Origin of the sequence: Bacillus sp. ISL-4, assembly GCF_018613275.1 — a bacterium.
In the GTDB taxonomy this organism is placed as follows: domain Bacteria; phylum Bacillota; class Bacilli; order Bacillales; family DSM-1321; genus Peribacillus; species Peribacillus simplex_E.
In genome coordinates this window covers 57,999-80,124 of record NZ_JAGGQN010000025.1, presented here as the reverse complement: position 1 = coordinate 80,124, position 22,126 = coordinate 57,999, and the positions used below count along the sequence as shown (strand labels likewise).

The following is a 22,126-nucleotide window of genomic DNA, read 5'->3' as shown; positions in this document are numbered from 1 at the left end:
AACGATAATGCTTTTATTCATTTATTTGGCCTGTATGGAACTTCGAAAGAATTCTAATATTATTCTATATCTTTAACTATAGCTGTAATGCCTGTATCGATAGTAAGGTTACGGTTAACAATCACGTTCAATAATGAAGAAAATAGGGGAGGAACTATTAAATGGTTAATAAAGTGACTGCTAATGAAGTAATAGAGATAATAAACAATATGGACAACGGAGAACGTATAAAGCTACTCGACAATATGTATGATAAATATTATGACGGAGGCGGTGCTGTTCGTTATAACGAGAAACTTACTAAAAACCTTGAAAAAGATATCGAATTTCTTAGTAAAAAGGTTGGAAAATTTGATATGTATTTCAATCGGTTAAATAGTCAATCTTCAACAGAGCGTGAAATGGAAATAGCATTCCTTGCAGACAAAATTGCGAAGTTAGAGCGTGACGTGTTTTTGTTGAAACGAAAGGACAATACTGGTAATTGTTGATTGGACATAAGCTCGGACCAAAAGAAATAGACCACTTGATTGTGGTCTTAGTTATAATTTGCAAAAGTATCCGTTTATTGAACAAGCAATACTATTAATTGCCTGGTTCTATTTTTACTTCTGAATGGAGGTATGAATATTTATGGTATTAGATATTAATTTTGAATAAAATTAATAATTTCTACTAGATCTCCTGCGGAAGAACCGGCAAAATCTAGTTGGGTCTGTTTGGTGCATAGGTCACTTAAAATCTGTCTAAAAGATTTCAGTTCGACCCCTTCTGATGCAATGTACGCAAGCTCCTTTGGGTCCTTGACATTTCCATGTACAAAGAGATAGCGCCAGCTACTATTTGGATTTAGTTGTTCTCTTAGCTGTTGTTTTTTGGGGGCTAAAAATTTCTTTGATACCCATTGTTTGGCGCAAGTCTCAATATGTGGTTCGGTTCTCAATTTTGCACTCGTACTTGTCTTGACTCCCAATTCTATCACAAGTTGACTAGTGAGTTTACTTATATAGGCAACTGGACGAATGCTGACTTGAACTTCGCAATGTACACAATCCCATCCATACTGCCCTAGGTTTTTAATAGCTAGAATATCAATCTCATCAATCTTGTCTTTTATTCCTCTTATGGTAAAGTAACCATTCCGATTAAACCATTCCTCTACCAATGTTTCAGCTTGAAGTGCCACAAGAATTCCCCCTTAACTTTCCCTACTCAAACTTTAGTTTAACTCTTTACCATACTTTGGTATAGGTACCACGAAATTTTCAAAGGACATTACTTAGGAATTACTTTATAGATAAAAATAAATCTGTATCCATGAGTTGAAGAAGATAATAAAATTTTCATTTTATAACACGCTTCGGAATAGCTCTCTGAAGCAGCAGATTGAACCGTATAACTCCAAAGTTTTATGTTAATATAATCCACTCATACTCATTGCATTAGCCCCTTTATTTTTTCCTAAAAGTCCCCCTATCAACCAAAAGCCAATTTCCGGTTCGCTTAAATGCATACCCCATCGAACTGTTCGGTTCTTTTACATAAGTATTAAATTGTTCCTTATAAAAGGAAGAAGACATAAATAGATCCACCATTTCTCGGATTGTAAAGAGTTTTCCTACTTCCACACCTTTTTCATATTCTGATATAAATTGATAGGTTTGTTCATTTAGTGAGTATTTCTCTTTCATGATTTCTTCCCCCTAAGATCATCTTTCTATTTCTTCATTTTAACATTAGGTGCTTCACAGCTGAAAAATCAAAATGTTTTTAACAAAGTCCATACATAAAATTCTCATTTAATAAAAAAGTTTCTTCAATTGATTTACATAAGTAATACATCAGATACAAATACATGGTGAGTTACATCACAACTTATTAATTGGAGGAATTCACTATGAAAAAAACTGTTAAATCATTTCGCATCGATCCTTGGGTCGATAATCACTTAGAATCATTCTTCCAAAAACATAATGTTACTGCGACAGAATTAATCAACTATCTGCTTGAAAATTATTTCATGAATATGGTGGAACAAAATATATGCGATGAATTTGAATTTCTACCGACTGATCTAGACGAGCCTTCTAAAGATAACCAACTTGATCTACATGAAATGTTGAGTGAAGTTGTATGATTAAGCTTTTTAATTTAACTCAAGAACATTCAAACAATCTAAGGAAAAATGGTATTGAACATCAATTTGCATTTGGTCAAATTGTGGTTCCAATCAATTTGAGCCCAGACAATCGAGTAAATGAAGCTATGGCTGATATGATTAAAAAGTTAGCTGGACTTCAGTCACATTCCAATAACACGGAACTTGTTATGAAAATGGATTCTTTAATAAATATAAACAATCTATATATTAAGGAACCCAAAATTATAACAAGTCATCTGGTCGATAAATTTTTCAAATACTGCTTCGAATCTAATAATCGAGCTCAATGCTTCTCACGTTTTAGAAGCAAACATAACTTGCATAGATATGGAATATTTCCTGCTATTAAATCGAAAGCATCGGAAGAAATATTAATGAGCAGTAATTTAGAAGATATGGTCAGTCATGACGGTTTAATCTTTAGCTTCACTACTGGTAAGGATTATGATTTGAAAAAAGCTCCTACAGTTCTTCAACATGATTTGAATGCAATTAAAACGACTCCTTTAATTCAATGGTATTTTGGGAACATCGATAAATTAAAAGACAATGAACTGCTTTGGTTTATGACAAACATTATTTCTTATAAAAATGCTAAGGTTGAAATTCGTAACCTCACAAAAAGAAACAGTCGGATTGCCTACTATTATAAATTGGCCCTTGATGTATATCCTGAGCCTTTGTCCTATAAGAAAATTATCGGTGATGGGTTATTTCCGTATGACTATTTATATCAAGCAGTCAACAGTCCAATTGTTCAAACAATGAGAGTTTCAGACCCAGAAAAGACAGTTACTCAAGAAGAAATAGCTGTCCAACTTAAAGATATTATTAGAAGATTCGTTGAGGAAGAAGGGGAAAAAATAATGCTTCTTAGAGTCGATACAGGATCTGGTAAAACTTCTACTGTTGGTGATTTCTTTTCATCGAATATGGCTTATGTTGGACCAACACATAAATTAATTAAACAGTTCATGGAGGATGTTAAAAAACGGAATAATCACTTAGATATTGTATATGTTCCTCAAATCAAAGATGAAGATATCCCTGAATGTAGACATAAAAAACAAATGAAATATCATGAAAAACGTGGTGAATGGAAAAAAGTTCAGAAGTATAGAAATAAAGCTATTGCAGAATATGGAACTCCAAACCAACAACAACTTCTGTCAAATTACAAAGAAGCATTAGAGAAAAAAGATGGTTCGCCTTTCATTACTCATAGTCGCCTTATTGGAAACGGTCAGGGATTTTTTAACGGGGAAAACTACCAGAATGTTGAAACGATAATAATTGATGAAGATATCCTTCCTTCTTTATTTCCAAGTTCTGTTCATGGAGATAAGGCAGTAATCAAAAATGTAAAATCAATAATTAAGTTGGTTAAAGGGGAAATAGACAATAATGGATTTGGAGAGAATCCTGCTAGTTTTTTAAATACTAAAATAGAATTACATGATGCTCTTCAATTGTTCATAAAGCAGATTAATCAGGCTAAAGTGGAAGGGATTCTTAAGAATAGTGCCCAAAACATTTTTAAGCAACACTCAGGAGTCTTAAAATCTTACATTAAAAACTCTAACAGGATTACTTTGGACATGTTTAGCATATTAACTTGTGAAGTTCTAACCAGTAAAAACCATTCTAAATGGCCTATAACTATCTATACCCAAGATTATTCTCATGTCCTTCAAGGTAAAAAACTATTGGTAATGTCCGCAACGCTTGATAAGAATGTTCACTTAGAACTTTTTAGAAAACGACTCAACGTGTTAACTGACTGGGTCGATATGCCACGCACCGAAATTAAAGGTGAGATCGTTTGCCATACAGAATTTTCGACAACGAAAAGCTCATTGACAAAGAATCCAGACCGTATTGAATTGATCAATAAAAAAATTAAGGAAATTGGTTGTATTGATCATGTCATAACATATAAAGATTGGAAATCTAAAATTTCATCTGTAAATGAAAACCATATGCACTTTTACAATACTGCCGGATATAACGATTATTCTGGCAAAAATCTAGCTATTGTTGGTACGCCAAATAATATTCCTGAGAGTACGGTAACTTTACATTATCTGATTTACCGGAAAGTTCCCAAGTCTTTAAGATTTGAGGGAGAATTATTGTATGACCTTAGCAATAGGGCTTTTTTCAAAGATGAGTTTAAATTCTCATTCTTTACCTTTAGACATAAAGAAGATGAAAAAGCACGAGCTATTCATATTTGGTCAACTTACAATGAATTACTCCAAGCAGTTGGACGAGCTCGATTAACCCATCATGATTGTAGCGTTCATGTTTTTAGTAGATTGCCAATACCACAATGTAAATTCAGTTATGAAGTTGTTTAAAAAACTAGCAGGAATATTATTATGGAAATGACAAAAATTAATCGAACAGCTTTTATTGGAGCTAAGTCAGTTAAGGAGCAATTAAAAGAATTGAGTCTCTTAAGGATTACTAACTAATAATTACGAGCATATCGAACGAACTTCGTAGAAAATGGAGATAAAGTATATTGCTCTGCCTTAAGAGGAAAAGAATTATGTACGCAGCTAAAAAGCTGAAGAAAAATAAGCAGCATATTATTTCAATGGAGGTAGCTAAATATGAGTCTATTACTTGAAGGTGGTGGAGTTCATCCTCTTCATACTAATTCAGCTTGGAAAGAGATGTACCTAAGAGGTGAGATAGGTATCTTACCACCAGCTTATTTTAGAAAAGTCCAATCTATCATTGGCAAAGATATTTTGGATGTTGAAGAACGAAGTATTGTCGTTATTTGGATTGATGATTTGCCAGTAAAGATAATCTATCTTGAGTATGGGGAAGTAATTGAGACTGAGGTTATTAAAAAAATCAAACTCAAAAATCCTTGGCAAATCATTGATCAAGCTGAAATAGAAGGATTGATAGTTTTTGATGTAGAATTTTAAGGCAATTTCGTTTGATCATTTCTGTTATTTATCTGTCTAAAAGTATTAACTTTTGTACAAAGGGAATTTAACTATTAATGTTAATCCAAATGTTTGTGTAAAGTGTCTAAAAGTTAGTATATAATTAAATGTATAAAACATATTAGACTTTTAGACAGAGGTGCTTTAAATGGCTTTAATTGGGTACGCTAGAGTTTCAACAGTTGGACAATCACTTGGAAATCAAATTGAATTACTTCAGGGATATGGCTGTAATAAAATCTTTAAGGAAAAACAGTCTGGAGCAAAATCAAATCGAAAAGCTCTTCATGAAGCATTAGAGTATTTGCGAGAAGGGGATAAGCTTATAGTAACTAAAATAGATAGACTTGCTCGCTCAGTCAAAGACCTACATAACATTGCTAGTCAATTAGAGGATAATGGCATTGGACTTGTTTTCTTAAAGGAGCAAATTGATTTCTCAACTCCATCAGGGAAATTAATGTTCACTATGTTAGGAGCAATCGGTGAGTTTGAAAGAGACTTAATTAACGAGAGGACGGCAGAAGGAAGAGCACGTGCCAAAAAACAGGGTAAACATATGGGGAGGCCAGGTCAAGCTATTAAGAATGTAGAACGTGCACTTGGTCTAATTGCACAACGAGAAACGAATGGGATGAGTGTAAATGATATTGTAATGTTGACAGGAGTCCCAAGGAGTACTATCTATGCAAAATTAAAAAATTAGAGGGCAATACCTTCTGAATGATAAGGTTATATTAAATTCAAATAAGAAAGAGTGCAATTCAAATTTAATAAATCGATAGACTAGCTTTATTGTGATTGGTATAATTTTCTTATGAACGCACTTGGTCAATATTCTTTTTTACGCAAAGAAATCATAAAGATAATGCATAATATATTAAACAAATATCTTTTCTCTTTAACAATAAGGCGCTATCCGGAAATAAGGATCAGCGCTTTTTGATTATTAGAGCCAGATTATAGTTGAAGCTTATTAAAAAGGTGTATAGTGGAAAATTTTTGGGGAAACGAAGTCGTTGAGAAGTCAACATAGAGTGAAACCATTTGGAAACACATTCGTAGGACAATGAAGGTATGTGTCTAACCAATAAGGAGTGTTTGTCTTGTATGAGCAATTAGATAATTATGCAAAACATAGCTATGAACGAATTAGAATATTGCAACCACAGTTAGAGATTAGTGGGGTGTATAAAAGAGGTTCAGAATACTTTATTATTTGTAACTCTTTGGACGTTCTTGCGTTTGGAGAATCTGAACGCACAGTTGTAGAAGTATTTGATAACGAAATTAGGGTACTCGGTTGTCCAGTACATTTAGTTACTCAAATTCCCAATGGAGCGGTTGAATTAGATGAACGTTCAAATGATGATATAATTATTTTATCAGGAGATCCGCTAAATATTATTGATTTTAACAAGCAGTTGTCTTTATTGATTCCAAATAGTTTCTTGAAATTTTGGGTGAAGTTTAATCATCAGTTTCAAGGGTGGGATGTGAATACGGAAAGAACGTTGAGGAAAGAGGAAAAAGAGATACTAATTGAAAAAATTTCAATTCTTTCTGGTACAATGCCTCGAATTGAATTTTCCATAGACACAAATATCCAAAAGCATTATCGGCAAAAGACTCATGACCCTCTCTCTATATCTGTCAGTAAGCATTCTACTCATAACTTTTCAAAAGCATTGATGGATAAGTGGGAAGAGGATGAACAACTATGGTCAGAAAATAAACAGGGGCTTTTTACCACAATTGTGGATGATCCAGAAACTGAAAAGGCTAAAAATAAATCCTCAACTTGTCTTATTAATGGTCAAATGGGAGTGGCTCACAACATAAGAAATTATCTTACATTGTTTGATGAAGTCCAAATTATTATGCCTATCGAATCTTCTTATGATCAATTTTTAATTTCACTTGGGATACAAGAAGATGAGTTATTAAAGTTACTAGAGTTAAATAAAATCAAATTAATTTTCCCACATTCCATTCAGAGGTATAGGAAAAGTTTGTTGGAAAAAGCTGTCTTCTTTAATCCTGAGCATATAATGCTTACTAGAGAATTAACGTATAAAACCATACTGGATTTAAAACAAAGAAATCCTTTAGTATTTCTACCAACCACCATTCAAGAAAAGCAAGAAATCTTGGCTAATTTGATTTCACTATCTTCAAATATAAAAGGAAGTTTCGAGCGTAAATGGCTTGAAAGTTTAACCCTGGAATTATCTAATACATGGAGCTCAATGTATCAATTATTATCTATTAGGGCAGCTATCGGAACGTTTAATGTAGGATTAGGACCAATAATCAATTCAATGATTAAACACGTTTCTGGAAAGGATCACTTTATTGAAATCATGCAGGCCTCTAATTCAATTGAATGGGCAGCAGCAAATAACGCAGTATTATGCCCAATTGGTCCTTTATCTCAATACGAAGAACGGTTAGCTTATCTTTATTCAGGGGTAAGGGCAGGTTGGAATTTGGAGTTAGAAACTTCTCCTAATATAGCCACTGGAGAAATATTGACGATTGCTCAGTATGTTCCAGTGGTGGAGTTAGCCCAATCGTTTACAGGGAGTGAAATTCAACGTTTTCGCCAGCTAATCGTAGATATAACACACAACAAAAGCAATGAGGAAATAAAAGCTGTTATTCAAGATTTTAATGACAGTGTAAGAAGATTTGAAAAGAATCGTAATAGAACAGATTCATGGGATGTCAAAGGGATAACACTTGATGTTGGTCTTGAAGCGGCAAATTCAGCAATACCATTTGCTGGTTTCGTATCAAAACAATTAGGTAGATTAATTGATTATAGTGGAGAACGTCATAGTCGTGTAGGCGAAACCGTTGATTATGTACAGTCTAAAATATATCGTACTTCTCCAAACGTAATTTTAGTTAGTAAAATGAGAGATAAAATTAAAGATCTATTATAAAGCAATTAATTCATAAAATTTATTTATTTTTGAAATATGGATTTGTATATCGAGAAATGATCAAACTTTTTTATAAAAGAATGTTCAATTGAATATTAAGAGCGTGTTTTGATCAATCTTTTTCAAAACACGCTTTTTTATTTACTCTTGTATTAAGTTTATAACGTTAAATTTAATCAAACTATGTTTCAAAACTACAATACTTTTATTAGTGCCTTGTATATTTTCACGGCTATGGGGCGTTTTGGGAACTTGGGTGTGTGTAAACCTCCCTAGTTTATTATATGATACCCCATAGTTTTATTCTGAATGGTAGGCGGATACTAAAACGAGGTATGTCCATTTGGCTGATAAAATGTTTAATTGAAATAATAAATGATAAGGGCTTCGTATAAAATAACGTGTTATTTCTACGTCTGTTTAAACTAAACTATGTTTATTGTGTTGGTCTTACTTAGAGTGAGGTGCAAATGGAAGACTCTTTTTCACTAGTCTAATAAAATGCTAGTTTTTTTATCAAGTCGGTGGAAACTACCATTGTTCTATATAAAAAGTAAGAGTAAAATAAAAAATAGATATAAGTACAGTAATGAAATAGGGAGGGGAAAGTTTGGAGTTAAAGATATTCCATCGGACGCAAAGAGACTTAGCTACCGCAGTAAATCAAATAATTGATGATCATTGGAATAATAAAATTTCGGAACAGCAGATGATAGATTACATTAAAGCGTTACATGAAAATAATTCTAATAAATTTATAAAGGAAAAAAGGTTTACAACCATTATTCAACAACAATGCGGAAAACGGAGATTAGAGATAGTCAAAAAGATACTTAATATAGACTGTTAAATGGCTTTTGAGAAGAAATATACTTATCGAATATTTTTAAAGAATCGGATGTTGATGATTTATTTTAGAATATCCCATTTTTATAAACCAGTTTTCATTTTAATTTAAAGAGAAAGTGAAATTTCGCTAAATTGTAGGGGGAAAAAGATGAAAAACCTTTTTGAATTATGTAAGCCAAGAGAAAGTGTTTTTGATGAATCGAAAAGAGACGATACGTTAGACTTAGCAAATTTAATTGATGACACAGTTGATGCGGAATCCTTTTTTAAAGAGACATATGTAACAGAGGGGATGCAACTATTATTTGATACGGCATTTAAAAGGTTTGAAGGTAAAGCTACAAGCGGTCTAATAAAATTAACGCAGTCAATGGGTGGTGGAAAAACACATAACATGGTTGCTCTGGGTATATTAGCTAAAAATCCAGCGCTGAGAAAGCAAGTATTAGATAAGAATTCGACCTTTGAAGATCAAGAAATTAAGGTGGTCGCCTATACTGGAAGAGAAAGTGATATTCCTTATGGTATATGGGGGGAGATTGCACGTCAACTTGGGAAGGAAGAATTGTTTAAAGAATACTATGCTCCTTTAAAAGCTCCTGGACAATCAGCTTGGATTAATCTTTTAAAAGGAGAGCCAACTTTAATTCTTTTAGACGAGTTACCACCATACTTGGAGTATGCAAGAACTATTCCATCAGGTACAGGTACACTTGCGGACATTACCACTAATGCTTTATCAAACCTATTTAACGCTATTGGTAAGGCAGAGTTAAGTAACGTTTGTCTTGTTGTTGCGGATTTGCAAGCAACCTATCAAACAGGTTCAGGATTATTACAAAGGTCATTTAAAAATTTGGATAATGAAATTGCACGATCATCAATAAATATTGAACCCGTTGGAACAACTTCGGATGATTTATACCATATTTTAAGAAAACGTTTATTTGAGAAAACCGCAACCGAAGAAGAAGTGCATGAAATTGGCATGGCATATAAGGAAGCTGTTAAAGAAGCTAAGCAAATGAACCAAACAAATCTCTCCCCTGAACAGATATACGCAGGTATAAAGGATGCGTACCCTTTTCATCCTTCCATTAAAGATCTATTTGCCAGATTTAAGGAAAATCCTGGTTTTCAACAAACAAGGGGTTTCATTCGATTAACTAGAATCATGGTTAAAAATATGTATTCAGGTGATGCGTCAATAGCAAAATCTAATTATTTACTTAATGGATTTAACCTGGATTTGAATGATTCGGAAATGTTTTCAATGGTGAGAAGCATTAAACCAAAACTAACGAATGCAATTTCACATGATATTGCACAAAATGGTAAATCGGTAGCAGAAGAAATTGATTCTGTTACGAAAAATCAGGATATGCAAGATCTCAGTAAATTGTTATTAGTTTCTTCTTTGGGGGATGTAACTAATGTCTTGCTCGGACTATCATTACAAGAAGCGATTGGGATATTGGTCAAACCTGGAAGAGGCATTACTGAAATAAAGGGTGCATTAGAAGAATTTAAAGTAAAAGCATGGTATTTATATTCGGATCGTGATAATCGTCTTTATTTTAAAGATATAAAGAATGTTAATGCCGAGTTATTGACATTAGTTGATACCTATACAGATGAAAATGCAAAGCAAGAAATACGTAAAATACTAGCTGCTAAATTTGCCCCTGATTTAAAAGACTGCTATCAAGAGGTGGAGGTCTTTCCAGCGATTGATGAAATTGAATTAAAACAAGACAAAATCATGTTGATATTATTTGAGCCAAATCCAAATAGTATAGGATTACAAAAGGATTTGGAAGAATTTTATAGTAATGTTAAGTATAAAAATCGAGTAATGTTTTTAACTGGTCAGAGGAATTCTATGGAGGATTTATTGGAAGTAGCAAAGCAGTTGAAAGCAATTCAATCCATCATTTATCGTATGAAAAACGAAGATAAAGTTACGGAAAACGATACGCAGTTTCAAACTGCTGAAGACATTCTACACAAAATAGAATTGAATTTATTACAAACATCAAGAGAATCATTTATTACTCTGTTCTACCCAACTGAAGATGGTTTTGAATCAAGTGATTTTAAAATGGAATTCAAAAACAATAAGTTTGATGCAGAAGAGCAAATACGAAATGTATTAATAGAAGTAATGAAATTCGATAAAGATACATCAAGTGAGACATTTAGAAGAAAATTTGAAGCTCGTATATTTTCTAATCGTCAAATGAGATGGATAGATCTAAAAGAGCGTGTAGCTACAACTACATCTTGGTCTTGGCATCACCCCAAAGCTTTAGAAGACATGAAAAATGAATGTCTTAAAAAGGGAATATGGATTGAAGAAGGCGGTTATCTTGATAAAGAACCACCTGCACCTGAAACATCGGTCAATGTTCGTGAGGCATATAGAGATGAAGAAACAGGGGAGGTTACTTTAAAGGTAACACCGCAAAATGGTGATAAAGTTTATTTTGAAATTAATGGGGATGCAACTGTAGCTTCATGTGAAGTGGATAAACTAAATGAGTTTAAAACAAGCGAATTAGCCCTTTCATTTTTATGTGTAGATTCTTCAGGTAAGCATGATACTGGTACTTTAACTTATTGGAAGAATGATGTGAAGTTACAATATAATGCATTTGATAATAATGGAAAAAATTATGTGGAGTTAAAAGCAACTTCCCCAAAAGTAAAAATTAAATATACAACAGACGGATCAAACCCTAAAAATAGTGGTGGCGTTTATGACGATGTATTTGAAGTCCCACAAGGCACAAAGTTTGTACAGGCAATTGCAGTACACGAAGACTTAGGTATATTCTCGGATGTTATTACCATTCCAATTAGTGAGAAGAAATTCGAATTAGAAAAAGAGAAACCTTTAACATTAACAAGCACTCAAAAAGCCTCGGTTACGTCTGAGGTCTATAAATTACTTGAAATATTTATTAAACACAGAGCGAAGGTATCTGGAGTGAGCTTACAACTGTTTGAAAAGTCGAATTCAATGCAACAAAGTTGGTTAGAGCTTTCATTTGATAACTATGCTTTTCATGAACCACAAACATTTATAAAGCAATTAGATGATTTGCGTAACGATTTTTTTAAAGATAAAAGCGTAGAAGTTTCAATTAATATCGAGAAAGTAACTTTTGAAAAAGGACAAAATTTTGAAGATTGGATTGCAGAAAATAAGTACAGCTTAGAATCGTACAAAAATAGCATTAGTCAATAAGGAGGGAATCTAATGGGGAAAAAAAAGGCGTTTGGTTTTGGCTATATACCAGAGGAATCCAAACATCATTTTTTACTTGTAACCCCTAAGAGTCCAAATCAGGATGTTGCGGTATATGAGCGTTTTGAATGGGATGAGTCTGAGGAACAAGTAAGTGGGATTGTAGAACAAAATTTGAAAGTAACTTTGGATCGACATAAATGGAATTTGCTTAAAGATGCTTTAACGACTGCGTATAATAACAGGTTAAAAGACCGAAATATTACAGTTGGAAAGTTTAAAATAGGACAGGTTCCAGTTGAAAGACTTCTGGGAAAAGAAATGGTTTTATTAATGTGGGCAATTGAAGACTCAGATCCTAAGCTCATTCCGACTGCAATACGAAATTGGCTTGGTTTAAGTAGAGAAGAACGATGGTGGTTATTTACCATGACGAATGCTGTTACTGGGCATGCTGATGATAAGAGAGGCTGGAGAAAGGCTATTAGATATGCCTTAACAGAGAATCCAGTGGATGACGATACAAGAGGAAATATATTAGAAATGCTATACAGGAATGTATAGAACGGGGGAAGTTTTTTGTTAGATTATAGTAAATCTTTTATTGAAACACAATTTCCAGTGTCAAAAGTCTCTAAGGAGAGCTACAAAGAGCGGAAGGCTAATTTGGGACAAACTTTAACAGGACTTGGAAAGTGGTGGGGAAGAAAACCTCTTATCCTTGTGAGAGCAACAGTGCTTGGCATATTGCTCCCCGTTTCGGATAATCCTAAGAAAGATAGAGAGATTTTTCTAAAACTATTAACGATGGATGATGAAGGTTTAATGCTTAGAAAGTCGAAAAATTTGACTACTAAAACAGTATATCGACTTCTTACAGAAAAAGAGATAAAGGAATATTTCACCCTTTCGTCTACCGAAGAAAAGCCTGTTTTTCAAAATGGAATAACAAAGGCAGAAAAGGATCATCTTCAACAATTAACTTTCAATCGCTTATCATATGATGAAAAACTCACTTATTGTGTTCGACCAGAACATATCGATAAACTCTCAGAAAGTGCTTGGGGAGAAATTAATATCCATTTAGGTACAACTGCTTCCAGTCTTCAAGAGCTGATACAACAATTGGGAGAGAAAAAATATGGTCATACACCTCGAATAGGAGATTGTTTTGCGGGTGGTGGGAGTATTCCATTTGAATCAGCAAGGATGGGTGCAGATGTATATGCTTCTGATTTAAATCCCGTTGCTTCGCTTTTAACATGGTCTGCATTGAATATTACAGGTGCTCAACCTAAAGAAATAGAAGAAATTAAGTTATTTCAACATAAAGTATATAATGAAGTAGAGAAAAAAATTAAAGAATGGAAGATTGAAAATAATAAAAGTGGGCACAGAGCTGATGCCTATTTGTATTGTGTTGAAACAGTCTGTCCAGAATGCGGTTATAAAGTACCACTTGCACCCTCCTGGGTAATTGGTAAAGGGACAAAAACTATCGCTATGTTAAATGAAAATGATAGAAATGGGTTTGACATAGAAATTATTTCAAATGCTACAAAAGAGCAGATGAGGTTAGCTGAAGAAAAGAGAACTATTATAGGACAGGAAATGCATTGTCCAAATAATGCATGTAAAAAGACAACTCCGATTCAAGTGTTAAGAAATGATAGGAAAGATAAGAATGGGAAAAAAGTTTATGGATTAAGGAAGTGGGAGAAAGCCGAATTCATTCCTCGTCAAGATGATGTTTATCAGGAAAGGCTTTATTGTATTCGCTATACTTACCTTGAAAAGCAAGGGGATAAAGAAGTATATATTAGGTATTATCAAGCACCAAACATAGAGGATATGGAAAGAGAGAATAAAGTTATAGCTTTATTAAGCGAGAGGTTAAATGAGTGGCAAGAAAAAGGATATCTACCAAACCAGTTTATTGATCATATAACGAGGCAAGCACAATTAAGTGAAACAAGAGGGTGGCAATATTGGCATCAGTTGTTTAATCCAAGACAGTTATTAATTCATGGATTATTTGTTAAGAACGTTACTGAGTTAGCCAAAAGTGAAAAAGAAAAAGCTCTTGGTTTATTAGGTATTAATAAGATTTGCAACTGGAACGCTAAACTATCGAGATGGAATTCCGATGGAGCAAATGAAAAAGGTCAGGAAGTTTTTAGCAATCAGGCATTAAATGCTTTGTATAATTACCTTTCAAGAACTATGTTGTCTTTACAAACTACTTGGTTTTTCAATGTAAGCAATTTTGAAATTCACAACAGCAATAAATTGGTTAGTGTTACCGATGCGAGAGAAACTTCTGAAGAATGTGATATTTGGATAACTGACCCACCATATGCTGATGCAGTAAACTATCATGAATTATCCGAGTTTTTCTTAGTTTGGAATAAAATGTTATTAGAGGAAACTTTCCCTAATTGGTATTCTGACAGTAAAAGAATCCTGGCAGTAAAAGGTATAGGAGAATCTTTTAATAATAGCCTGATTGAAATCTATAAAAAACTTGCTAATAAGATGCCAAGCAATGGGACTCAAGTGGTTATGTTTACACATCAAGATGTAAAGGTTTGGGCTGAATTAGCAATGATTTTATGGTCTGCGGGATTAAAGGTAGAGTCAGCTTGGAATATTGCTACTGAAACAGACGCAAACGGATTAAAACAAGGTAACTATGTACAGGGAACTGTATTATTAGTCTTAAAGAAACAAACTTCTAATGATATTGCTTTCCAAGATGAAATCTATAGAAAGATTAAGAAAGAAGTTCAATTCCAAATAGATAGCATGAGAGATCTCGATGATAAAGAAGACCCAAACTTTACGGATGCGGATTATTTATTGGCTTCTTATGCGTCATCCCTGAAGGTACTTACATCTTATAAAAATATTGAGGGCATTGATGTTGAATATGAATTGTCCAAGCCAAGAAATTCAAATGAAGAAAATCCGATTGAGATGATCATTAAAAAAGCTGTTAAAATTGCTTATGACTATTTGATTCCTGAAGGAATTGATACACTTGTATGGCGTGATTTTATACCAGAAGAGCGATTTTTTATCAGAGGACTTGAATTAGAAATGGGCAACGTCTACCAAGTTAGTGCATACCAAGAATTAGCAAGAGGATTTGGAGTAGGGGACTATCGAGATATGTTTGAGAACCTAAGAGCTAACACTGTCCGTTTAAAAACTGCTACTGAGTATCGAACAAGAGGTGTTGATAATGATACATTCGGTCACTCGTTATTAAGACACGTATTGTCTGCTCTTTACCAATCTGTTCAAGCAGAATCAACTTTAGAAGGAAAGAATTACTTAAAAGCTACTTATGATCAAAATAATGAGTATTGGAGCAACCGATCCTCAATCATTGAAATTCTTGAATTCATATCAAGATTTGAAAATATTGGACATATGAAGCATTGGCATCAAGATTCTTATTACGCACGTTTGTTAAAAGAAGCAATAAGGAATGATGGTATTTAAGGTAGGTGCGGATATATGGTTCGAAGGTATTCTACAAGAAGAGAGGCTATTGGTGCCTCTCTTTTGACTAATAAATTAAAAAATGCGATGAGTTATGATAGAATCGCAGGTTATTTCAGTTCCTCTATATTAGAGGTAGCAGGAGAAGCACTTGAACAACTTCAGGGAAAAGCAAGAGTTATTTGCAATTCTGGATTAGATATAAAAGACGTGGAGACTGCCAGGATTGCTCAATCTGCTATGAGAAGAGAGTGGTGTGACTTTAAACCTGAAGAGATACCTGACTCTTCGAATAGATTTAAAAGACTATATGAATTACTTTCCTCTGGAAAATTGGAAGTGAAGGTTGTTCCTGATGAAAAATTTGGACTCATTCATGGTAAGGCAGGCGTTATTACATTAGAAAATGTAAAGAAGACATCCTTTTTAGGCAGTGCAAATGAAACTTATAACGGTTGGAAACTAAACTACGAGTTAGTGTGGGAAGATGATTCTGAAGAAGCTGTTGCGTGGGTTCAAGAAGAGTTTGACGCCTTATGGAATGATCCATGTGCGGTAATGCTTTCCGATTTTGTTATAGAAGACATTAAAAGGATTTCAGATAGGAAAGTAATAAGTACGGTAAAGGAATGGAAGGAAGAACCAGATCCAGCATCTACCGTCATTGAATCGCCAGTTTACAGAAAAGAATTCGGCTTGTGGGAGCATCAAAAGTATTTTGTGGATTTAGCATTTAGAGATCATAAAAAAAGTCATGGAGCAAGATACATACTTGCAGACCAAGTGGGGCTCGGAAAAACGATTCAACTTGCTATGTCAGCACAGCTTATGGCTTTGTACGGAGAGAAGCCTATACTAGTAATTGTTCCTAAAACGCTTCTGTGGCAATGGCAGGATGAATTAAAGACTTTATTAAAAATACCTTCTGCCGTCTGGAATGGTAAAGAGTGGGTTGATGAAAATGGCTTTAATTATCCAAATAGAGGAAATGAAGATGTTAAGAAATGTCCAAGGAAAATAGGGATTATTTCACAAGGCCTTATTGTTTCAAAATCTCCGATAATTGAACATCTACTTTCCAGAGAGTACGAGTGTGTAATTGTTGATGAAGCACATAGAGCAAGGAGAAAAAATTTAGGTGAAAAAAAAGAACTTCAGAGCCCAGAGCCTAATAACTTATATGAATTTTTACTTAGTTTGTCAATTCGAACAAAAAGCATGTTGTTAGCAACGGCTACTCCAATTCAGTTATATCCAATAGAACTGTGGGATTTATTAAATATTTTGTCACAGAAAAATGATAGTGTTCTTGGAAGTAGGTTTTCAATGTGGCGTAAGCGTGAACAAATTCCAAGGAGCCTAAAGCTCATTATGGGTGAAGAGAAGATGGATTTCTTTAACATCGAGAATTGGGATTGGATAAGAAATCCTTTTCCTCCGTCACGTGAAGACGAGATGAATTTTGGAATGATAAGAAGAAAGTTAGGTTTAAAAGATGACCAGTTTGTTATTAATACCAACTATCTTGATCTTTCAAAACCAGACCAATCTAAAATAGGGCGTATTTTAGACAATGACTTCTATCAGAGATATAACCCATATATTCGTCAGGTCGTTCGAAGAGAGCGTTCATATTTAGAAAAAACAATTAATCCTGAGAACGGGGAGCCGTATTTAAAAAGAATAACGGTTGAACTTCATGGGGAAACGGATGAAGATGCACTGGTTTTATCAAGTTATTTAAAACAAGCATATATGTATGCTGAAGAGTTTTGTAATTTGTTAGGTAAAAGAAATAAAAGTAGTGGTTTCTTAAAAACTCTACTACTAAAAAGAATTGGAAGTTCTATTGTTGCAGGTTTAAATACGGGTAGGAAGATGTTGAACGAGTGGAATACTTCATACTCTGAGTGGTCAGAAGAAGAAGATGAGCAGTATGTTGAAGAAGATATTAAAAACCTTACCCCTGAAGAAGAAGATTTACTTGTGAAATACGTGAAGTCATTAGAAATGAATGATGCTTTAGATCCCAAATTTGAGAAGGTTGTTGAGCTATTAGCGGATTGGAAGTGGCTTGACAAAGGTTGTATTATCTTTTCTCAATATTTTGATACTGCCAGATGGTTTGCAGAACAGCTATCAGTGAAATTTCCAGGTGAAAGTGTAGGGTTATATGCTGGCGGAGAGAAGTCAGGTGTTTTTTTAGATGGTAGTTTTACAAAGAAAGTGAAAGAGGAATTGAAGTCTTTGGTAAAGCAGCGTAAATTAAGGATATTATTGGGTACGGATTCAGCAAGTGAAGGACTGAACTTGCAGACATTAGGGACTCTTATTAATCTTGATTTACCTTGGAATCCAACGAGACTAGAACAACGAAAAGGGCGTATCCAGCGTATCGGTCAAATCAACGATGAAGTACATATTTTCAATCTGCGTTATAAGGATTCAGTAGAAGATAGGGTACACAGTATACTATCAGAACGTTTTAAAAATATACATGGTGTGTTTGGACAACTTCCTGATGTCCTTGAAGATGTATGGGTTGATATGGCACAAAATGATATAGAAAAGGCTAAGCAACGTATTAATGAAATTCCTCAAAAACATCCATTCGAGAATAGGTATAACAATAAAGTTGAGAAGATCGATTGGGAAAGTTGTTCGAAAGTCTTGGATAGAAAAGAAATGAGGAAATACTTTGAACAGGGTTGGTAACATTAATGTTAGAGGTTTAAATATGCTTGCTTAGTATATGTAAGCAACAAAACAGACGGCAATTGCCGTCTATTTCCTTTTAGTCAAATAAATAACTGCCTTGGTCAACTACACTTCCATTACTGCGTATTTAAAAAGTTAACTAAATAATAACGAAATCCCTATCTGGTTTGTAGAGGTTGTTGTAAAAGTAATGCTTTTTAAAAGTATAAAAGATTTTCATCAATATACATCTATTACATAAAGCTAACAACCTTTATGTAATAGATGACAGTCTGTTTACCTTTATAGAAAAGCCAGTTGAAATCCGGACTTTTTCAGTGCCATCGTTTTACCTTGAATAATTGGAGAATTTCGTCAAAAACGGCCTTTTCAATCAATTTATTTGTTATAACCAATTTAATAGTCATTTAAATTAATATGTGTTATGTCCTCACTTTCAATGTAGGTTTTCAGTCTTCTTCTTACATTCTCTTGGGATAGTTCAATTATTAAAACCTCAACTAATTTTTCACCTTTTCCTCCTTTAAATTTTTTCTTAATAGCATTTATAATTTCAACTAAAGGAATAGGAATTCCACTTAATAATGCAGCTTGTCCAAATGATTGTGCAATAGAAACACCTATTGCTTTAAGTTCTTCATCTAAAGAACTAGGGTTAACTTTTGATTTTAGATATTTATCATATTGTCCATTGTTGATTATTGTAGCAACTTTGCCTGTTATTTCTTCTTGTGAAAGAAGCGCCATGAATTTGATCAATTCCTTATTTTCCAATTTAAACAACTTTTCACGTTGTTCTTTAATCAAAATAAAGTCACAAACATAGAATGGATTGCCTATGATTTCTTCTACTGTAAACGTTAAATTCTTTTCAGTCATAGATAATTTCCCCCAATTTTCCTATTTTTTAAACGACAAGTTTTATTATATTTTGAATCATCAAATAAATAAAGTTGCTTTGTGGATTTTTTTGGAAGATTACACTTTGGAATTCCTCGATATAAGAATATAGAGGTGATTTTTTATGCTACCAACAAAGGAGCAACTAATTCAATATTTATTAGATAAAATGACAAACCAAGACATTGCAATAATTTATGGGACAACTTTTCAAAAAATCATCCAATTAATAAAGAAAAATAATCTCAATCCAAATGAATTAAGAAAGGTAAATAAATTTATTGTATATGAACATTGGTACAATGGAAGAGTCGTTTATGTTGGAAGCGGTGTTTGGTATAGATGCAGAAGATATAAAAATAGAAGAAACTCGGAACATGTGCATCTAATGGAATCTGGGAAACTTGAGTATCGTATAGTGGGTGAATACGAAAAAGTAGGGGATGCAAGGAAGTACGAAGCTGTGCTCATTCAAAAATATAAACAATTAGGACAAGCAAAATTCAATAAGAAAATGCATTGATTCTTGACGATTATAAGAAGTAAAGGCATAATTATCAGTAATCGTGTTACTAATAAAAATGAGTTTGTTCAACAAACGTTGATATTACTGATTATATAGCTTTTGTGGAATATAATGGGACTCAAAATCGTGTTCCTCTGGAGTGCCGGTTCGACCCCGGCCACCGGTATCACACACGTTAATATAAACGTCGATTTGACGGCAATCTACCGTAATGGTAGGTCGCCGTTTTTTCGTTGTATGCGCACGATTTTGTAGGTGAAAGTCGTACGCGGCGAATCGTACGCGCTGTATCGGGTTAATACCCGTATTGGAGTGGCAAAAATTGACGAGAAAAAGAAGGAATAACGATTTAGCAACGGAGGATATTTCGAAACTGCGTGGGAGCATACGGTCGGATTTTCTAGACTTTGACGACGCACTGGCGTTGTTTTTGAAGGATGGCGAAATAAGAAATATCCGCAAACATACGATTCGATACTACCGGAATGAGCTTTCGTCATTTCGACGCAAAATTAGACGACCAAGACATTACGACTTATCCCGGTGAGATTACGAAGGATATTATCCAGGAGAACGTCATTCTTTATTTACGCGATAAGAAAGGTCTAAAAACGGTATCTATAAATACGAGACTACGTGCGATCCGTGCGTTCTCTAATTACTTATATAAGAACGACTATATCCCGGAGAATCCCGTAAAGGCGTTGAGCTTAGTCCGCGACAGAAAAGACGTAATTGCAACGTTCTCGACGAATCAGTTAAACGACATACTCGGTAAACCCGATTTATAGACGTTTACGGGCGTTCGGGATTATACGTACATTGTTCTCTTCAGTTTATTATACAGCCATTCATGAGGAAATTATGGATGTAACTGATAGACGATTAGTTTCGGGTTTTAATCGTGTGAATTGGAAAAAGACATTAGGTCTCAAAGAGATTAGTGACTTAAAAAGACTTGGTCCTCATCAATGACTATATCTCCATCAGCATTGATATAAAATTCTAAATCCTCTTTTGGCATGAAATTTCACCTCCAAAAAGTAGTTTTCACAAATAAATACAAATTGTTCAGAGCTTGATATAACACGAGTCTTTTATTATGGGGTAGTACCAGCGTAACTATCATTACCCGCAAAGTAGATGTTAAAAAACGACAATATCCAGGCCGTAATTTCAAATGAAGTTCCGTTTCTGTTTATGGCATGGGAACTTTGTGACATAGTGACAGTACTTCTCATCTTACCAACGGGCTAAAAAGCTTAGAAGATAAAAAAGTTCCGATACTCACCGTTTCAGGAACTTTTCATGGTCTTACTTTGCGGTCTGTCAGCTACGCTGGTATTGGGCCTAAAGAGGTCGGCAACCCCATAATAAAAAGGTTAACGACCTTTTTTCTTTCGTGTAGATTATGGTTGCTTGTTGAACTATCGATCTCCGTTAGCAGAATAAGCAAATTCTTTGTATAACTTAGCACCTGTACATTTTCTGCATAAACGCGTTAGAAAGTTAAGTATTCCAGCCTTAAAAGGAATAGATCCCAATAAATTATGAGCGACAATGTCAGTTAATAACGAATGTGCTTGATCGTTAGTCACGGCACTGAATTAATCATTCATTGAAAATCGTAGGCTGACTAGTAATGCAAACATCCCTCATTAATCTTTTCCGGTCGCACTGTTAAGATTAATGGCACTATGTAGCACCTGAGTGAAGTTCTCTCCATTGCGGTTGACAACTTCACGGACAGCATTGTTGAAGGCTGTCAAAATTGCCTCCTCCAGACGACACACATCAGAAGAATCCAAGTCTAATCCGCGAAGTGATACCGATCTCACCTGGAAATCAGCATCTATCGAAATCGATACAAGCTCATCTACAGACGATTCGACAGGTCCAAACCTGTTGTTTGTGAAGTGCGTAAACATCTCATTTTTTAATGTTTTAAATACCGCTTCGTTCAATTTCATATCAACCATATTGTTCCTCCTTAGTAGGATTAGGTGCAAACAATTTTAAATACCACGTGAAAATCAGGAGTCGAACCTTGACAACCAGTTTGCTCAACGAAAAAAGTCCACGGCGCATTAAGGATCGGTTTGGATGGTAGGGTTTGCCGATTTTGTACCGATGTGAATGTCACGTCGGGCATACCGGGAGTTCTCGCAAACCACTTTGTGTTTTGTGTAAAATTGCAGACTATCTCCTCCACAAGGAGGTTATTTGATATGAACTGGGAAGAGAACGGAAACTCGACCGCCCAACGTGATGCACCGTCAATAACCATGCAAGTGGGTATTT

Annotated in this window: 17 protein-coding genes; 13 read left to right on the top strand and 4 right to left on the bottom strand. The window is 34.2% G+C overall.

The window, feature by feature from the left end; translation table 11 throughout:
* Positions 1-161 precede the first annotated feature (161 nt).
* Positions 162-491 (top strand): hypothetical protein, encoded by a 330-nt coding sequence (locus J7J00_RS17720; RefSeq protein ID WP_214792927.1) that lies wholly within the window; start codon positions 162-164, stop codon positions 489-491.
* A gap of 155 nt (positions 492-646) precedes the next feature.
* Here J7J00_RS17720 and J7J00_RS17715 read toward each other — a convergent pair whose 3' ends face one another.
* Together J7J00_RS17715 and J7J00_RS17710 are read right to left on the bottom strand one after the other, a co-directional pair.
* Positions 647-1,186, bottom strand: a complete 540-nt coding sequence (locus J7J00_RS17715) for a hypothetical protein (RefSeq protein ID WP_214792900.1) — start codon at positions 1,184-1,186, stop codon at positions 647-649.
* A gap of 265 nt (positions 1,187-1,451) precedes the next feature.
* Positions 1,452-1,691, bottom strand: coding sequence for a hypothetical protein (locus J7J00_RS17710; RefSeq protein ID WP_214792896.1), 240 nt, complete (start codon positions 1,689-1,691; stop codon positions 1,452-1,454).
* Positions 1,692-1,897: 206 nt separating this feature from the next.
* Between J7J00_RS17710 and J7J00_RS17705 the strand changes: the two genes are divergently transcribed.
* The 10 genes from J7J00_RS17705 (at position 1,898) to J7J00_RS17660 (ending at position 18,396) form a co-directional block, all read left to right on the top strand.
* Positions 1,898-2,137 carry a hypothetical protein gene (locus tag J7J00_RS17705; protein ID WP_214792893.1) on the top strand — a complete coding sequence of 80 codons (240 nt, stop codon included), beginning with the start codon at positions 1,898-1,900 and terminating at the stop codon, positions 2,135-2,137.
* Positions 2,134-4,521, top strand: a complete 2,388-nt coding sequence (locus tag J7J00_RS17700; RefSeq protein WP_214792890.1) for a hypothetical protein — start codon at positions 2,134-2,136, stop codon at positions 4,519-4,521. The genes J7J00_RS17705 and J7J00_RS17700 overlap by 4 nt, the downstream gene beginning before the upstream one ends.
* A 258-nt stretch (positions 4,522-4,779) precedes the next feature.
* Positions 4,780-5,106, top strand: a complete 327-nt coding sequence (locus J7J00_RS17695; protein ID WP_214792887.1) for a hypothetical protein — start codon at positions 4,780-4,782, stop codon at positions 5,104-5,106.
* A gap of 169 nt (positions 5,107-5,275) precedes the next feature.
* Complete coding sequence (locus J7J00_RS17690) at positions 5,276-5,833, top strand: recombinase family protein (RefSeq protein ID WP_214792884.1); 558 nt, start codon at positions 5,276-5,278, stop codon at positions 5,831-5,833.
* Between the two features lie 400 nt (positions 5,834-6,233).
* Positions 6,234-8,075 (top strand): hypothetical protein, encoded by a 1,842-nt coding sequence (locus J7J00_RS17685; protein ID WP_214792881.1) that lies wholly within the window; start codon positions 6,234-6,236, stop codon positions 8,073-8,075.
* 610 nt (positions 8,076-8,685) lie between these two features.
* Positions 8,686-8,925 (top strand): TIGR04540 family protein, encoded by a 240-nt coding sequence (locus tag J7J00_RS17680; RefSeq protein ID WP_214792878.1) that lies wholly within the window; start codon positions 8,686-8,688, stop codon positions 8,923-8,925.
* 147 nt (positions 8,926-9,072) lie between these two features.
* Positions 9,073-12,174 (top strand): DUF499 domain-containing protein, encoded by a 3,102-nt coding sequence (locus J7J00_RS17675; protein WP_214792875.1) that lies wholly within the window; start codon positions 9,073-9,075, stop codon positions 12,172-12,174.
* Positions 12,175-12,186: 12 nt separating this feature from the next.
* Positions 12,187-12,738: a DUF3780 domain-containing protein gene (locus J7J00_RS17670; protein WP_214792872.1), complete on the top strand. Its 552-nt coding sequence runs from the start codon at positions 12,187-12,189 to the stop codon at positions 12,736-12,738.
* A 15-nt stretch (positions 12,739-12,753) separates the two neighbouring features.
* Positions 12,754-15,681, top strand: coding sequence for an anti-phage-associated DUF1156 domain-containing protein (locus J7J00_RS17665; RefSeq protein ID WP_214792869.1), 2,928 nt, complete (start codon positions 12,754-12,756; stop codon positions 15,679-15,681).
* A gap of 15 nt (positions 15,682-15,696) precedes the next feature.
* Positions 15,697-18,396 (top strand): phospholipase D-like domain-containing anti-phage protein, encoded by a 2,700-nt coding sequence (locus tag J7J00_RS17660; protein ID WP_214792866.1) that lies wholly within the window; start codon positions 15,697-15,699, stop codon positions 18,394-18,396.
* Between the two features lie 399 nt (positions 18,397-18,795).
* On the opposite strand, the gene J7J00_RS17655 is transcribed toward J7J00_RS17660, so the two are convergent.
* Positions 18,796-19,278 (bottom strand): hypothetical protein, encoded by a 483-nt coding sequence (locus J7J00_RS17655; protein WP_214792863.1) that lies wholly within the window; start codon positions 19,276-19,278, stop codon positions 18,796-18,798.
* A 145-nt stretch (positions 19,279-19,423) separates the two neighbouring features.
* Between J7J00_RS17655 and J7J00_RS17650 the strand changes: the two genes are divergently transcribed.
* Complete coding sequence (locus J7J00_RS17650) at positions 19,424-19,822, top strand: hypothetical protein (RefSeq protein WP_214792860.1); 399 nt, start codon at positions 19,424-19,426, stop codon at positions 19,820-19,822.
* Between the two features lie 488 nt (positions 19,823-20,310).
* Complete coding sequence (locus J7J00_RS17645; RefSeq protein WP_214792857.1) at positions 20,311-20,616, top strand: phage integrase SAM-like domain-containing protein; 306 nt, start codon at positions 20,311-20,313, stop codon at positions 20,614-20,616.
* Positions 20,617-21,483: 867 nt separating this feature from the next.
* Here J7J00_RS17645 and J7J00_RS17640 read toward each other — a convergent pair.
* Positions 21,484-21,804: a YbaB/EbfC family nucleoid-associated protein gene (locus J7J00_RS17640; RefSeq protein ID WP_214792855.1), complete on the bottom strand. Its 321-nt coding sequence runs from the start codon at positions 21,802-21,804 to the stop codon at positions 21,484-21,486.
* Positions 21,805-22,126: the final 322 nt, after the last annotated feature.